A 13,692-nucleotide genomic window follows, 5' to 3' on the forward strand; every position below is an offset into this window, starting at 1 on the left:
CTCGGCTCGCCCGACTCTCCGGACCTTTCCTGCGTATTAGGTGAAGGTGCTCGTCGCAACGCGGTTGTCTGGCAGCGATCCTTACCCTTGAAATGAGGCTTGCCTCCTGTGGGGTTTGGTCGGCGATGCGCTTCATATCTTCGAAACGCCAGCGGGGCCCGCCCGAAAACTCCACCAGTTTTACGCTGCCACCGCTCAGGGGGGCAGCGACAATCTCGATGCTGGATACCTTGCCGATGCGCAGGTTGAAATCGCCATAGCCCTTGGGCAGCTTGACCATGCGCGGCAGGACCGGTGCTTTCAGCCTCAGCACGTTTCTGGCGCCCGGAAGCCGGACAGTATCATGATCGTCACCCTGCTGACGATGGGCGATAAATGATCAAATCGCCAAACCCAGTTCCCTCAACATCGCGGATGCTGGCCGACCGAGATTATGGCGCCGAGTGGTTCCGGAATGCGCTCGAACAGAGGGGGCAAGCCTTGCATGCCGGGCCGGAAATCCTGCTTGCGGCCTGCCAAATAGAACAAACGTCGAGACAAGCGCCGGAACCGCATCGAGATCATGTTCGGTCACCTCAAGGATTGGCAACGCGTCGCAACCCGATACGACCGCCCTCCTACGGTCTCTTCTCCGCCCTCGCTCTGGCCGCAACCGTGTCCTTCTGCCTCTGATCAGTCAGGCCTGAGCCTGAGCGAAACCATCTGGCGGGCAGACGCCAAGCCGGTGCATATAGTTTGCCAGGTGTAGAAATATATAAAAAACATATACAAATAAATGCTGTGGAAAAAATAAAACTGATAAATTTTTTGGCTGCAGCGTTTAAAAATCTTTCAGGAAAACTGTCAATATCGAGCGTTTCCGCTTGATCGTGTAACATTATTGCAACATAAATATGCGGCTTAATGCAAATCAATTGAGGTATATTGCGCTCATCTTTGGCGCATAACTATAGTCTCCTATTGGCTGCTGTCTGTGTGGGGCAAACATTTCAGGCGGCAGCATAAGGGGATAAAGTATCATGAACTTCGCTACCTCTCTGCGTGGCCAGCGTTTGCGCGTCAGCGCTGCTGCCATCGCTCTTTCCACGCTTGTCTGCGCCACCGCGGCCTCGGCGCAGCACGCCGCAAGCGATGCTGCGCTTCCTCCCGCAACGGCGCCTGCAATCGCGCCCAAGGAGGACAACACCATCGTCGTGACCGGCTCGCTGTTCCGCCGCACCAACACCGAAACCCCGTCGCCTGTCACAGTGCTGACGACGGACTATCTGAACAAGGCTGGCATTTCCAATGTTTCGGACGCCATCCGCTCGATCTCGGCCGATGGTGCAGGGTCGATCGGCACCGGTTTCCAGTCGGGCTTTTCGGCTGGCGGTTCGGCGGTTTCGCTGCGCGGTCTGGGCGTCTCCTCGACGCTGGTGCTGATCGACGGGCTGCGTTCGGCCAACTTCCCGATCAACGACGATGGCCATAACGCCTATGTCGATCTCAACTCCATCCCCTTCAGTCTGGTCGACAAGATCGAAGTGCTCAAGGACGGCGCTTCGGCAACCTATGGCGCCGATGCCATCGGTGGCGTGGTCAACATCAAGCTGAAGAAGCATTTCGTCGGCCTCGAAGGCAAGGCTGAAGGCGGCCTGGCATCGCGCGGGGATGCCGCGCATCAGCGTCTCAGCCTGACAGCGGGCTATGGCGACTATGAAAGCCAGGGCTTCAACGTCTATGTGAACGGCGAATATCAGCATGACGGCCGCGTTTCCAACGCCAGCCGCGGCTTCCCGTACAACACGACGGATCTTTCGAGCATCGGCGGTATCGACAAGAATACCGCGGATTCGAGCATGACCACGGCCTCGCCGACGGCCTATGTGACCCGCGTCACGCAGACCGATCTCAACAATCCGCTTAGCGGCACCACCGCTGCGAGCACGGCGCAATACACCGCGCTGGGCCTGGGGAATTGCACCAGCGGCACCTTCACAGCCTCAAACGGCACGGGCTGCAAATACGATCTGGTCAACCAGTATCGCCAGATCCAGCCGCTGCAGGAGCGTTACTCGGCCAATGGCCGCATCAGCTTCCGCGTGTCGGATACGATCGAGGGCTATGTCACCGGCAGCTACAGTCACAGCTATGTGAGCATTCAGGGCACGCCGCAGGTCATCCGCAACACCCAGCCGTTTGGTGGCGCGCCCAGCCTGGCCTCGTCGAACCCCGGCATCGTGCTGCCTGTCTACATTTGCGCCTCGGGCGTGAACTGTGCGACTGCGGCCAATCGCACGCTCAACCCCAACAACCCCTATGCCGCCGCCTATGCCGCCAACCCTTCGCAGGGCGCCGCGCTCATCTATTACATGTTTGGCGACATCGCATCGGGCAGCGACCGCTCCAACGACGTCTATCGTGCCACTGCCGGGCTCCATGGCCGGATCGCCGACGCCTGGGATTGGCGCGTTGACGGTGTCTACGCTTACGACAAGCTCAAGCTGGTGCAGCATGGTTTTCTGAACATTGCGGCACTGACGCAGGCGATCAACACCGGTTCGTATAATTTCGTCAACCCTTCGCTCAACAGCGATGCGGTGCGTCAGGCGCTGGCTCCGGACAAGACCACGCCGTCGCATTCGGAAACCTATGCGCTTGATGCCTCGGTGACGCGCAAGCTGTTCGCGCTGCCGGGTGGCGATCTTCAGCTGGCTGTCGGCGGGCAGGTCCGCCACGAAATGCTGGAAAACAACAACCAGAACGTGGCGCTCGACACCTACAACCTGACCACGGCGTCGGCCTTTGGTTCACACACCGTGTCGGCAGCCTTTTTCGAGCTGGATGCGCCGGTGTTCAAGCAGCTTGAGTTGAACGCTTCGGGCCGCTTCGACCATTATTCGGAAGGCTTCAGCCACTTCTCGCCCAAGTTCGGCTTCAAGTTCACCCCGACCAAGGCCTTTGCCCTGCGCGGCACCTATTCGGAGGGCTTCCGCGCGCCGACCTTTGCCGAATCCGGTCCGCGCAGCCAATACGCCGGCTTCGTGTCGACCACGCCGCCCTGCGCCTATATTCTGGCCCATGGCGGGACGACGACCTCCACGGGGGGCTGCTCGGCCAACGGCAATCCCTACAGCACGACCTATAGTCTGGGCCGCGGCGTGGCAGGCAACCCCAATCTGAAGCCCGAGACCTCGCGCAGCTTCACCTTCGGCACGATCGTTCAGCCCGTCCGCTGGTTCAGCCTGACTGTCGACTACTACAATGTGAAGAAGTCGAACCTGATCGTCACCGGTCCGGATTTCGGCCAGGCCGTCAACGCCTATTTCGCCTCCTCCAATCTGGACGCCGCCAAGGCGGCCGTGGCGGCGGTGGGGCCTGGCTATTCGGTCAACACCGCCGATGCTGTCGATCCGCTCTATCCCAACCAGCTGCCGCGCCCGCTGATCATCAACGTTCCCTATGTGAACGCGAATTATATGGTGACCTCGGGCATCGATCTGTCTGCCACCGCCAATCTGCGCCTGACCGACAAAATCCGGTGGACCAGCCGCATCGAGGGCACCTATCTGCTGACCTCGAACCTGCATACCTCGACCGGTATTCAGTCCTATGCAGGCACGTTTGGCCCCTATGACCTGTCATCGGGCAATGGCTCGCCGCGCCTGCGTGGCAACTGGCAGAACACGCTGGAGTTCGGCGATGCTTTCTCGCTCAGCCTGACCACCAGCTATGTCGGGCGGATCAAGGAAGTCGCCACCGATCAGGGCAGCCTGTCGACCGACTGCTCGCATAACCTGTACGGCACCGGCGACGCCTTCTGCTATGTCAGCCCGTTTATCGACAACGATCTGACGGCCAGCTTCAAGTTCGGCAATGGCGGTGTGTTCTCGCTGATGGTCAAGAATGTGCTCGACGCGAAGGCGCCGATTGCTCCGGCGGCCTATGCCAGCGCGCCCAACTTCCTGACGTCCTGGCATTATGCCGGGCTGATCGGACGTGAATATCGCGCCAGCGTGTCGTTCAAGATGTAATATGTTGGTGCAATAGACAGGAATTGCGACGGGCGGCATTCTTGGGATGCCGCCCGTTTCTTATTGTTCGCGCGAAAATATTTGGGGTCATGATTGTGGGATCGCTTTTTAAGGCGGCCTTTGCGAGGACCAGTGTCAGCGCATCTCCCAAGCTCAATCGATGATATGGGGCACAAAGCGGGCCAGGTTGCCGGTGATCAGGCCATCCTCGCGGATGCCCATACCCGCTGCTTCGCCATCGACACACCAACTGCCGACCACTGGGCAAGCGCCGTCGAAACAGGGCAAGTCGAAAAGGTCCTGATAGATGGAGGTTGCCGTATAAGGCCCGTCGGTTTGCGTGATGATCTTGCCGTGACGCACCACGGTGACGTTCCCGCCCTCGCGTGCCAGAATCGGCTTCTTGACATAGCTGTCCGAGGCAGGGGCATCGGCGCGCGCCCACAGCAGGTTAGGATGGCGCGGAAACAGATCCCACAGGATGGGAAGAATTGCCTTGTTGCTCCAGATCATCTTCCAGAGGGGTTCTATCCAGAGCGTCTTCCTGCTGTCACGTGGGAGATTGCGGCCAAACTCCTCAGCGATCATCCATTCCCATGGATAGAGCTTGTACAGTGTGCGGATCGGTTCAGCCGAAAGATCGACAAACTCTCCCGCATGATCAGGCAGGTCTCGCCAACCAATGTCTCGCATGGTCAGCCTATGTGTTTGCAGGCCCGCCTGGCGAGCCAGATCGATCATATAGGCCGTGGTCAGCGTATCCTCTCCCCCGGCATCGGCGACATGGGCGAAATGAACACTGCCGCCAGGGAGATAAGGGGCAATCTCCTGCCATTTGGCCAGCAGGCATTCATGGATGGCATTGAACTGATCGAACTGAGGAAAAACCTCTTCTTTCCAGAACCATTGAGCGAGGGAAGCCTCTATCAGCGTGGTAGGAGTGTCGCAGTTAAACTCGAAAAGCTTCGGCGGCTCCTTGCCGTTATAACCCAGATCGAAACGGCCATAATTCAGCGCAGGCGGTTCGGCATGCCAGGCCTCTTCGATCAGCGGCCAACACCATTCCGGTATGCCAAAGCGGGCAAAGAGCTTCTGCTCGACGACATAATGCCCGGCGGCCACGAACATGCCGTAGAGTTCTCGGGTGGCCTGCTCGATGACGGCAATTTCGGGAGGGGCGAAGCGATAGCAGGCTGCTTCGTTCCAGTAGGGAGCGCTGCCTACCGAATGCCAGACGAGCCCGAGCGCCTCAACCTTCTCACGCCAGTCCGCGCGAGGCGTTAGGATTTCACGGCGCATGATTATTCGCCTGCACCGCCAGAGCCGCCGCCATGCCCCTCTCCGGTAGCGCCAAATCCGCCACGTGCCACGCCTTCAGCAGGAGCGGTGCTGTAATTGCCAACGGGAACGGGCGAGTGGCTTGCCCCCTCCGCCTGTTGTCCGATTGGCGGAACGCGCTGTCCACTGCCGTAATAGGCCCAACTGCCATGGGCTCCGGCAGATCCGTTGGTTTGCTGGCATTGAGAATCTGCGGTTCTCCGCCCTTGGGTGTCGACACAAACCGCCCAATTGCGTTGCTCTGCCGAGGCATCGTGACAGCCGGAAAGCATCGCAGACGATAGGCCGAGCAGGGCAGACATTGCACTGATATCAATAACTTTAGGCATTCTACCCCCGAAGCTGTCTTATGGAGAATGCATAGGATCGCTCCTGGGGAAATGTCCAGAAATTTATAGTTTTTATATATTGCCTGGGTCGAGAAAAAATCGCGGCAATTCGCGTCAAGGGCTCGATAGATCATATAATCTATCGAACAGTTGCGTCATCTCGTTCAAAAACCTGCCAGCCTTCGCATTGGCAACTCATACTGGCCTGCTTCTCGCTCAGCATGAACGGATGACGGCTTTTGGAGAGCATGATTTTGAGCAGAAAGGGCGGCTTTGTTGGTGGGAAAGGGGGGGCTTGGAAGAAATCCCCTGTCACTGCGCTAAATTCGGCAAAGTGACCCGATAGCAGGGCCTATACCTTTTTTATGCTGGAGGGTAAGCTAACGCAGGTCGCTACGACAATCTCTGGAGGAGGTATAGGCATGAAGACCAAATTGACCTTGCTGGCAGTCGCTGCCGCTTTGTTGTCTACCCCGGTTATGGCGCAGGCGCCGTCTCCTGCAAAACCTTCTCCCAAAGCGACTGCACCCGCAGTTAAACCCGCTGTTCCAGCCAAGCCGGCGTCCGTTGCCGTGAAGGGGCAGGCCCCTCGTACCGCAAAATCCATCGACTGTTCCAAGCAGGCCGATGCGAAGAATGTTCATGGCAAGGCTCGCAAGAGTTTTATGTCTCATTGCAAGAAGGCCTGACAGGGCTGGATATATTGACGATTTTATAAATCGGCACCTCCGGCGGTCAGCACAAGCTGGCTGCCGGATATCCACCGCCAAGATCCTCAAGCCTGCTCCTTGGCTTGCGATCAATCCAAAGTGTTCCTGATGTCGTGGGGCTGGCAAGGCAGGTTCCAACACTAAAGAAGAATAGCGGGCGATCTTTTTCCGGCGACAGTGCGCAGAGGTGTGGTCTCGTTTGGCTACACCCAAAAGAGGCTGGTCAAGGTTATGCGGAAACCAGATCGGATATCCCATCACCGTCGCATGGAACATGAATGAAGAGTAGCTTTTTTGAGGGGGCGTGGGTCGCCGAATGGCGGATTTGCGCCTATCGGTGCTGTTGCGCGACTGTAGTTAGGGTGGCGCACCAGAATGGGTATGGTGAAGATGCCGCTTCGTCTCTAATTTTACGAATAAGCGGAAAGCCGCCATGGCCTTTACGGGGCAAGGTCTTGCAGACTTTGGTGCATCGATTCGCTCTGTGTGGATTGTCTGCTCTGATGGAGGGGGCGCACAGAGGCTTCGCCTCCCTCCATCACGGAGTGGTTCAGTCTGCGGAGTTTTCGATCCGCGCCACCGCCTGGGAAATCGCATCGGCGCGGCAGTTCTGATAGGCGATTGAGCGCTCGACGTCCATGGTGCTGCCGCGCAGCGGGGCGCAGACTCGTGTGGCAGCATGGGTAACGCGGCGGTTCATCTCGTTGCGGTCGGCGGCGTTGCTCAGGTCCAGATCGGCATAGGAGACGCGCAGGCTGGGCGCGCCATTGTCATTGATCTCGACAGGTGCCTGGGGGGCGAAGACGGTGGTGTCGGGTGCCGTGGCGGCATGGGCGGCCATCGGAGCCATGCCCAGGGCGAAGGTTGCGACCACGGCGCTGCTGGCCGCAGCGGCGGCGAGGAAGCGGGGGGCGGCGGTGCGAATGGTGTTGAACATGGTTTGGTTTCCTCTGCTTATGCCGTCCAAACTGTTTGGAGCAGCGATGCCTGAGTGATTGCAGAGGGCGTGCCAGTTTTCGAAAAGTCCCAGAAATCCGCCATTTCTGTTCTCGGGAAAAGCTTTCATCGAGCTGACGATGGAATTAATCCCAACTTAATTTAGCGAATTGCGCCAATTGTTGGGAGTGATGCCGCGAGTGTTGATCATGGCGCTGGCCAAAGTCGGGCCGGGAAGCCGCCTCCTGACGAACATACGCCGTGGCGATACGGTGCCGGCAATGTCAGCTTATGCTGGCACATCTGCCGTTCTGGCCCTTCCAACCTTTCGGTCGTAACCTGCTGGCAAAGCTGTTGTGGCGATCGCTTGCTTCACATTCTGATAGTTGCCGGTCGTTCACCGTTGGTTTGCGGCCAATAATTTCGCGTCTCTTATATTGGTGGTTCGTATCACGAAGGCCGGATGCAAGACCTTTGTGGAACAGAAAAATCTCGGTAGAAGTCAATCTCACGATCCTGAAGATGGAGGAATTGTTCCATTCGGTGTGTTTCTCTGGACGGATACAGATCTTCTAAACCTTTTCAGATATACGAAGTCCTGACCGTATGGCGTTTATTGCGCCTTCCGATTGATCGCCCAGCAAGATGTGGACCGTATTCTCTCTCACAAGGCTGACGCCGCGTGATCCCATGCCCTCCAGACGCTTCCGATCCAGCGCGCCGACATCCACCAGTTCCAGCCGGATCCGGTCCGCGACTTGGCGAATATCGAGAATATTGGCCACGCCGCCGAGCACATTGGCGAGAGATGCAAAGCGCGGATCGATAGCCGCTGTCGCCACCGGCTGCGTTTCGCGCCCGGCGGGCGCCGTGGGACCACCGGGCTGAGCAGCCAGCGGTTGGGTGCTGCGCATCTCGCGGGCGACCTGATCGGCGACTTGGCCAATGACGACCTGCAAGGCATGCGCCGATGGGCGTACCAGGCCTTTGGCCCCAAGCTTGCGCAGAGCCGCTTCATCGACGATCGCCTGATCGACGACGTCCAGCCGCAGCCGGGTCAGGCAGGCATCGATGGAGATCAGATTTGCGGGGCCGCCGAGCGCGGCGATGAAATCCTGCGCGCGATTGCCTGCCGTGGCCTGTGGCGCCCCGTCTTGCGCGGGCAGCGGCTCACGACCGGGTGTTTTCAGATCATAGCGGCGGATAAAGAGGCTGAAGACGCCGTAATAGACCAGCGCATAGGCTGCTCCGACAGGCAAGAGCATCAGCGGGTTTGTCGCCTTGTCGAAATTGAGGGCGTAGTCGAAAACGCCCGCTGAAAAACCGAAGCCAAGCTTCACGTCCAGCATGTTCATGACCACCATGGCCGCGCCGGTGAGCAGGGCATGCAGCAGATAGAGCCGTGGCGCCAGAAACATGAACAGGAACTCGACCGGTTCGGTGATGCCGGTGAGGAAAGCCGTCAGGCCCACCGAGGCCAACATGCCGCTGACCTCTTTGCGGCGTTCGGGCAGGGCGGCATGATACATGGCCAGACACGCCGCCGGGAGCCCGAACATGAACACCGGGAAGTAGCCTGCCATGAACCCGCCCGCGCTGGGGTCCCCGGCGAAAAAGCGACGCAGGTCGCCCGTGACCCCATGATAGTCACCCACAACGAACCAGGCCAGATTGTTGATGACGTGATGCAGCCCGGTGATGATCAGGATCTTGTTGAGGAAACCATAAGCGAACAGGCCGATATTGCCGGAGTGCAGAATGACCCGGCTCAGCGCATCCATGCCGCCGTTGATCCAGCCATAGCCTGTGCCGAGAATCCCCGCCAGCACGAGGCCCGCGCCCGCGCTCATGATCGGGATCAGGCGATTGCCTGCGAAAAAGCCCAGATATTCCGGCAGGCTGACCGTGGAAAACCGATTGTAGAACGACCCGCAGAGCAAGCCCGATATAATCCCGAAAGGCACCGACAGCTTGCCGATGGCCTGCATCCGGTACGCCGCCGCCGCCAGCTCCGCGATATGCGGATCGGTGACGGCCCTGATCTCTGGCGGCAAGACCAGCAAGGCCTGCGCCCCGTTGGTCAGCACGAGGTAGCAGATGGCGCCGCCAAGCCCGGCCGTTCCATTGTTGTTTTTGGCAAAGCCGATGGCCACGCCCACCGCGAAGAGCAGGCCCAGATTGGCAAAGATGGCGTTGCCCGAGGCCGCGAAAAACGGAATGTTGAGCAGATCGGGCTGGCCCAGACGCAGGATCAAACCGGCGATCGGCAGGACCGCGATCGGCAGCATCAAGGTCCGCCCAAGCGGCTGAAAAACATCAAGGGAAAGTTTCATGGCGCGAACCTTATGAGCGGTTGGTCATCGAATGTGCGCTGGCCAGCTTCCTGACCTCTTCCGGTGAGGGACAGGTCAAAGCCTGCGCTGCCATGGCCCGACAGTCGGCCAGGGTGAAGCGCCTGAGCGCTGCCTTGACGTCGGGAACGGCGGTTGGCGCGCAGGACAATTCAGTGACGCCCAGCCCGACGAGGATTGGCGCCGCAAGGGCTTCGGAGGCGAGGCTGCCGCACACACCGACCCATTTGCCCTGTTGCGCGGCGCCATCGCAGGTCTGCCCGATCAACCGCAAAACAGCGGGATGCAGCGAATCCAGTTGCGCTGCGAGCGCCGGATTTCCCCGATCGATAGCCAAGGCATATTGGGTGAGGTCATTCGTGCCGATCGACAGGAAATCGGCCTGCGTTGCCAGCAGATCCGCCGTGATTGCGGCGGCGGGCGTCTCGACCATAACGCCCAGCTCGACCGGCTCGGTGATGCCCAGTTCACCCGCCGCCTCGACCAGCAGCGCCTTGACCGCCGTGATGTCGGACAGGCTGGCCACCATGGGGATCATGATCTTGCACGCTCCCAGCGGATGCGTGCGCAAGATGGCGCGCAGCTGCGTTTTCAACAGCTCGGGACGCCACAGGCTGACCCGCACACCGCGCAGGCCCAAAGCCGGATTGTCCTCAGGCGGAATGGGCAGGTAGGATGCGGTCTTGTCCCCGCCGACATCGAGCGTGCGGATGATGACCGGGCGCCCCGAAAGCGCGGTGACGACCGCCTGATAGTCGGCGGCCTGCTCGTCCTCGGTGGGCGGCGTGTCGCGTTCGAGGAACAGGAATTCGGTGCGCAGCAGGCCGCAGCCTTCCGCACCGTTCTGCGCGGCCAGTTCGGCGTCCTTGAGCGAGCCGACATTGGCGAAAACTTCAATGCGCGTGCCGTCGGACAGGGCGCCCGGCAGGGCCGCCGAGGCCAATGCTGCCTGACGCCGGGCGGCGCGGTCGATCACCTCGGCCTGTGCTGCTTCCAGCACGTCCCGGTCGGGTTTGACCCGCAGTCTTGCCGCATCCGCGTCGACAATCATGGGCGTGCCATCGGCGATGGCCAGAAGATCCGCGCCCAGTGCGACGATCATCGGCAAGCCGCGCGCTGCGGCCAGAATGGCCACATGAGAGGTCGGCCCGCCCCGGGCGAGGCATAGTGCGGCAATCGCGCCCTGTTCGATCGCCATCAACTGCGAGGGAAGCAGTTCGTCCGCAACAAGGATCGCGTCGGGGGGCAGGTCCTGTTGGTCTTCGCCGGTGCCATAGAGGGCGCCGATCACCAGATTTTGCAGATCGATCAGGTCATCGACGCGTTCAGCCATGCGCTGATCCCCGGTGGCGCCGAGCAGGTCGATATAGTCCTGCACGGCATGCCGCCAGGCAAAGCCTGCGCTCTTGCCCCCTCCGATCTGTTCCTGCGCGGCGCGGAGCAGTTCGGGATCGTTCAGAAAGCTGAGATGCGCCAGAATGATGCCCTGCCGCACAGATCCGGCTTGAGCGGCGTCCGTTTCAAACCGCGTGCGGATCGAGGCGATGGCATCGTCGAGCGCCTGGCGTTCGTGAGCCGCGCCTTCGCCCTGCTCCGGGACCTCGATGGCCTGACTAACCAGCCGATAGGCTCTGCCAATGGCCAGACCCGGGGCGGCCTTGACCCCCTGCATGTCATCGGGATCGGCTTGCTGACGGGGCATGGGGGCGGGAGCGGGCGCCGGCTTTGGCGCCTGCATCGGTTGCGCCGGCAGAGCGCCTTCGCCCATGCCGCCTTCGATCAGATCGGCGATGGCATCGGCTGCGGCGACGGCATCCGCTCCTTCAGCCCTGATCTCGATCCTCTGCCCGTGGCGCACGCCCAGCGACAGGATCGATACCGCGCTTTTGGCTGAAACGCTGCGTGATCCGTCCGATAGGGCGATGTCCGCCGAAAACTGGCCCGCAAGCTGTGCGACACGCGCCGCCGGGCGCGCATGTAGGCCATGGGGCAGGGGAACCTCGATGGACCGCGCTGCAACATCGGCAGGCCGGATCGTCATGTCGGCTTCGGCCATGGGCGCCGATCGGTCCTCGATGGCGAAGATCGTGTCACCGGTGTTGACCTCCCGGTCTTCAACCTGCGCGGTCACGACGAACCTGTCCGGCTGGGTCATGATGATCGGGGTCAGCAGGCTTCTGGCACCTTGCGCGACCCGATCCATGTCGAACCGGATGAGCGGCTGGCCGCTCACCACCGATTGCCCGGCCTGCACCAGCACCTCAAAACCGACACCGCCCAGACCAACCGTATCCAAACCGATGTGCATGAGCATTTCGGCGCCATCGGCCATCGCCAGCGTGATGGCGTGACGCGCGTGGTGAACAGTCATGACGGTCGCATCGCAGGGCGCGCACAGAACATTGTCCAGGGGGTCGATGGCGACGCCGTCGCCCAGCATCTTTTCCGCGAAGACCGAGTCCGGCACCTGGGCAAGAGGGATGACCCACCCCTTGATCGGCGCCGATATCAAAGTTGACGGCATGCGAACGTGTCCCTGTTTGAGCTTTTTTTGGGGATCGGCGCTTTCACGCGATGTTGGTCGCAACGGCTGTGGTGCCGCGATGTCAGCAAGCGTGCTCTCTGGCGCTATAAGTCCAGTTGTATTCCGGGAATTTCCGGTATGCAACTGGTATTTTCAAGCTGGACTATATGGCTGATCGGCGTCACCAGACATGTCCGGCAGCATCGCCAGGCCGCCGATGAAAGATGTTTTGACCTGCGTGTCGATGAAGCCGGGCAACAGATAGTCATTGTCGACATCCACAATGTCGCCACTCAACCCTGCGGGGGCAGAGCCGGCGTGAATGTCGGTGATGGTCGCGCCGTCGCAGGTCAGCGTGCCCGCTACGATCCCGTCCGGCGTCACGATCCGCGCATTGATGAAGGAGCTTATCATTCAAACGGTCCTCGTCACCTTGTTGAGATGCGGCGGGCTGTCGGGATCGAGCCCCCGCGTGACAGACAGCGCATTGGCCAGCCGGTAGAAGCTCTGGATCAGCAGAATGGGCTCCAGTGCGGGCACGGTCGGCAGGCTGGGGCAATGCAGCGTGCCCTCCAGCGGCCCTGCCGCATCGGCCAGCAACACGGTCGCGCCCCTTTCGGCAAATTCACTGGCTACCGCGCGCACGCTGTCGCCAGCGGTGCCGCCGGTGGCCAGCGCCAGCACCGGAAATCCGGGGCCGACGATGGCCATGGGGCCATGACGCACCTCAGCCGAGGAAAAACCCTCGGCGTGCAGGGCGCAAGTTTCCTTGAACTTGAGCGCCGCTTCCTGCGCGACGGCCAGCCCGTATCCACGACCGATGACGAACAGGTTCCTGGCTTCGGCCAGCACCGGCAGGGCGGGCGTCCAGTCGAGCGCGAAAGCCTGCTCAAGCTGATCGGGCAGCAGGTCCAGTGCTGTATTCAGCGCCTCGTCACGCGTCCAGGCAGCAACGATGGCGGCCAGCCCGGCCAGCGAGGCGATATAGGACTTTGTGGCCGCAACCGACCGTTCGGCCCCGGCTTCCAGCGGCAGCAACGTGTCCGCCAATGCGGCCAGAGGGCTGGTCTCGTCATTGACCAAGGCGATCACATGGGCCCCGGCGCGTTTGTGCGCGACCACCGCCGCGAGAAGGTCGGGCGAGCGACCTGATTGCGAAATGGCAAGGCACAGCGAGCCCGCTGCCACGACCGGCGCGTCGTAAAGCGAGAACACGGACAGCGCGGCTGACGAGGTTGGGATGCCCAGCATCGTCTCGATGAGATATTTGCCATAGGTCGCCGCGTGATCCGATGAGCCGCGCGCGCATGTGGTGACCGAGGCTGGCGGATGGGCGCGCAGATGCTCGCCCAGCGCAATGAGTGCGGAGCGGTTGCGATGGAGGAAGCGGCGGACCGTGTCGGCACCCTCGGATGCTTCCCTGAACATCAGTGTCGTGTCTGGATCGATGGCATCGGGCGTCGTCGATAGGGTGGATGAATGGGGCATGAT

General features: G+C 60.7%; 9 protein-coding genes and 1 pseudogene. 4 read left to right on the top strand and 6 right to left on the bottom strand.

Features of this window, described 5'->3' with window-relative positions:
* Nucleotides 1-115: 115 nt before the first annotated feature.
* From HGK27_RS27480 to HGK27_RS27485, 3 genes and pseudogenes are all read left to right on the top strand, one after another.
* Nucleotides 116-379, top strand: a complete 264-nt coding sequence (locus HGK27_RS27480; protein WP_206243986.1) for a hypothetical protein — start codon at nucleotides 116-118, stop codon at nucleotides 377-379.
* A gap of 35 nt (nucleotides 380-414) precedes the next feature.
* A pseudogene (locus HGK27_RS31215) lies at nucleotides 415-672 on the top strand (transposase); the annotation flags it as partial.
* A gap of 347 nt (nucleotides 673-1,019) precedes the next feature.
* The gene (locus HGK27_RS27485) at nucleotides 1,020-4,013 is read left to right on the top strand and encodes a TonB-dependent receptor plug domain-containing protein (RefSeq protein WP_206243987.1); all 2,994 of its coding nucleotides are present in this window, start codon (nucleotides 1,020-1,022) and stop codon (nucleotides 4,011-4,013) included.
* A gap of 153 nt (nucleotides 4,014-4,166) precedes the next feature.
* On the opposite strand, the gene HGK27_RS27490 is transcribed toward HGK27_RS27485, so the two are convergent.
* Nucleotides 4,167-5,312, bottom strand: a complete 1,146-nt coding sequence (locus tag HGK27_RS27490) for a glutathionylspermidine synthase family protein (protein ID WP_206243988.1) — start codon at nucleotides 5,310-5,312, stop codon at nucleotides 4,167-4,169.
* A gap of 790 nt (nucleotides 5,313-6,102) precedes the next feature.
* Between HGK27_RS27490 and HGK27_RS27495 the strand changes: the two genes are divergently transcribed.
* Complete coding sequence (locus HGK27_RS27495) at nucleotides 6,103-6,369, top strand: PsiF family protein (protein ID WP_206243989.1); 267 nt, start codon at nucleotides 6,103-6,105, stop codon at nucleotides 6,367-6,369.
* A 571-nt stretch (nucleotides 6,370-6,940) separates the two neighbouring features.
* Here the strand turns inward: HGK27_RS27495 and HGK27_RS27500 are convergent.
* From HGK27_RS27500 to HGK27_RS27520, 5 genes are all read right to left on the bottom strand, one after another.
* The gene (locus tag HGK27_RS27500; protein ID WP_206243990.1) at nucleotides 6,941-7,327 is read right to left on the bottom strand and encodes a UrcA family protein; all 387 of its coding nucleotides are present in this window, start codon (nucleotides 7,325-7,327) and stop codon (nucleotides 6,941-6,943) included.
* A gap of 571 nt (nucleotides 7,328-7,898) precedes the next feature.
* Nucleotides 7,899-9,659, bottom strand: a complete 1,761-nt coding sequence (gene nagE, locus HGK27_RS27505; protein WP_206243991.1) for an N-acetylglucosamine-specific PTS transporter subunit IIBC — start codon at nucleotides 9,657-9,659, stop codon at nucleotides 7,899-7,901.
* 10 nt (nucleotides 9,660-9,669) lie between these two features.
* The gene (gene ptsP, locus HGK27_RS27510) at nucleotides 9,670-12,201 is read right to left on the bottom strand and encodes a phosphoenolpyruvate--protein phosphotransferase (RefSeq protein ID WP_206243992.1); all 2,532 of its coding nucleotides are present in this window, start codon (nucleotides 12,199-12,201) and stop codon (nucleotides 9,670-9,672) included.
* A gap of 153 nt (nucleotides 12,202-12,354) precedes the next feature.
* Nucleotides 12,355-12,615, bottom strand: a complete 261-nt coding sequence (locus HGK27_RS27515) for a hypothetical protein (RefSeq protein WP_206243993.1) — start codon at nucleotides 12,613-12,615, stop codon at nucleotides 12,355-12,357.
* Entirely contained in the window at nucleotides 12,616-13,689 is a 1,074-nt protein-coding gene (locus HGK27_RS27520; protein ID WP_206243994.1) for an SIS domain-containing protein, read from the bottom strand.
* Between the last annotated feature and the right edge of the window lie 3 nt (nucleotides 13,690-13,692).

This window comes from Novosphingobium terrae (assembly GCF_017163935.1).
Lineage (GTDB): Bacteria > Pseudomonadota > Alphaproteobacteria > Sphingomonadales > Sphingomonadaceae > Novosphingobium > Novosphingobium terrae.

Excerpts from the sequence above, each read along its gene's own strand:
- HGK27_RS27485 (WP_206243987.1), top strand. The coding sequence starts at position 1,020 with ATGAACTTCGCTACCTCTCTGCGTGGCCAGCGTTTGCGCGTCAGCGCT.
- HGK27_RS27490 (WP_206243988.1), bottom strand. The coding sequence starts at position 5,312 with ATGCGCCGTGAAATCCTAACGCCTCGCGCGGACTGGCGTGAGAAGGTT.
- HGK27_RS27495 (WP_206243989.1), top strand. The coding sequence starts at position 6,103 with ATGAAGACCAAATTGACCTTGCTGGCAGTCGCTGCCGCTTTGTTGTCT.
- HGK27_RS27500 (WP_206243990.1), bottom strand. The coding sequence starts at position 7,327 with ATGTTCAACACCATTCGCACCGCCGCCCCCCGCTTCCTCGCCGCCGCT.
- nagE (WP_206243991.1), bottom strand. The coding sequence starts at position 9,659 with ATGAAACTTTCCCTTGATGTTTTTCAGCCGCTTGGGCGGACCTTGATG.
- ptsP (WP_206243992.1), bottom strand. The coding sequence starts at position 12,201 with ATGCCGTCAACTTTGATATCGGCGCCGATCAAGGGGTGGGTCATCCCT.
- HGK27_RS27515 (WP_206243993.1), bottom strand. The coding sequence starts at position 12,615 with ATGATAAGCTCCTTCATCAATGCGCGGATCGTGACGCCGGACGGGATC.
- HGK27_RS27520 (WP_206243994.1), bottom strand. The coding sequence starts at position 13,689 with ATGCCCCATTCATCCACCCTATCGACGACGCCCGATGCCATCGATCCA.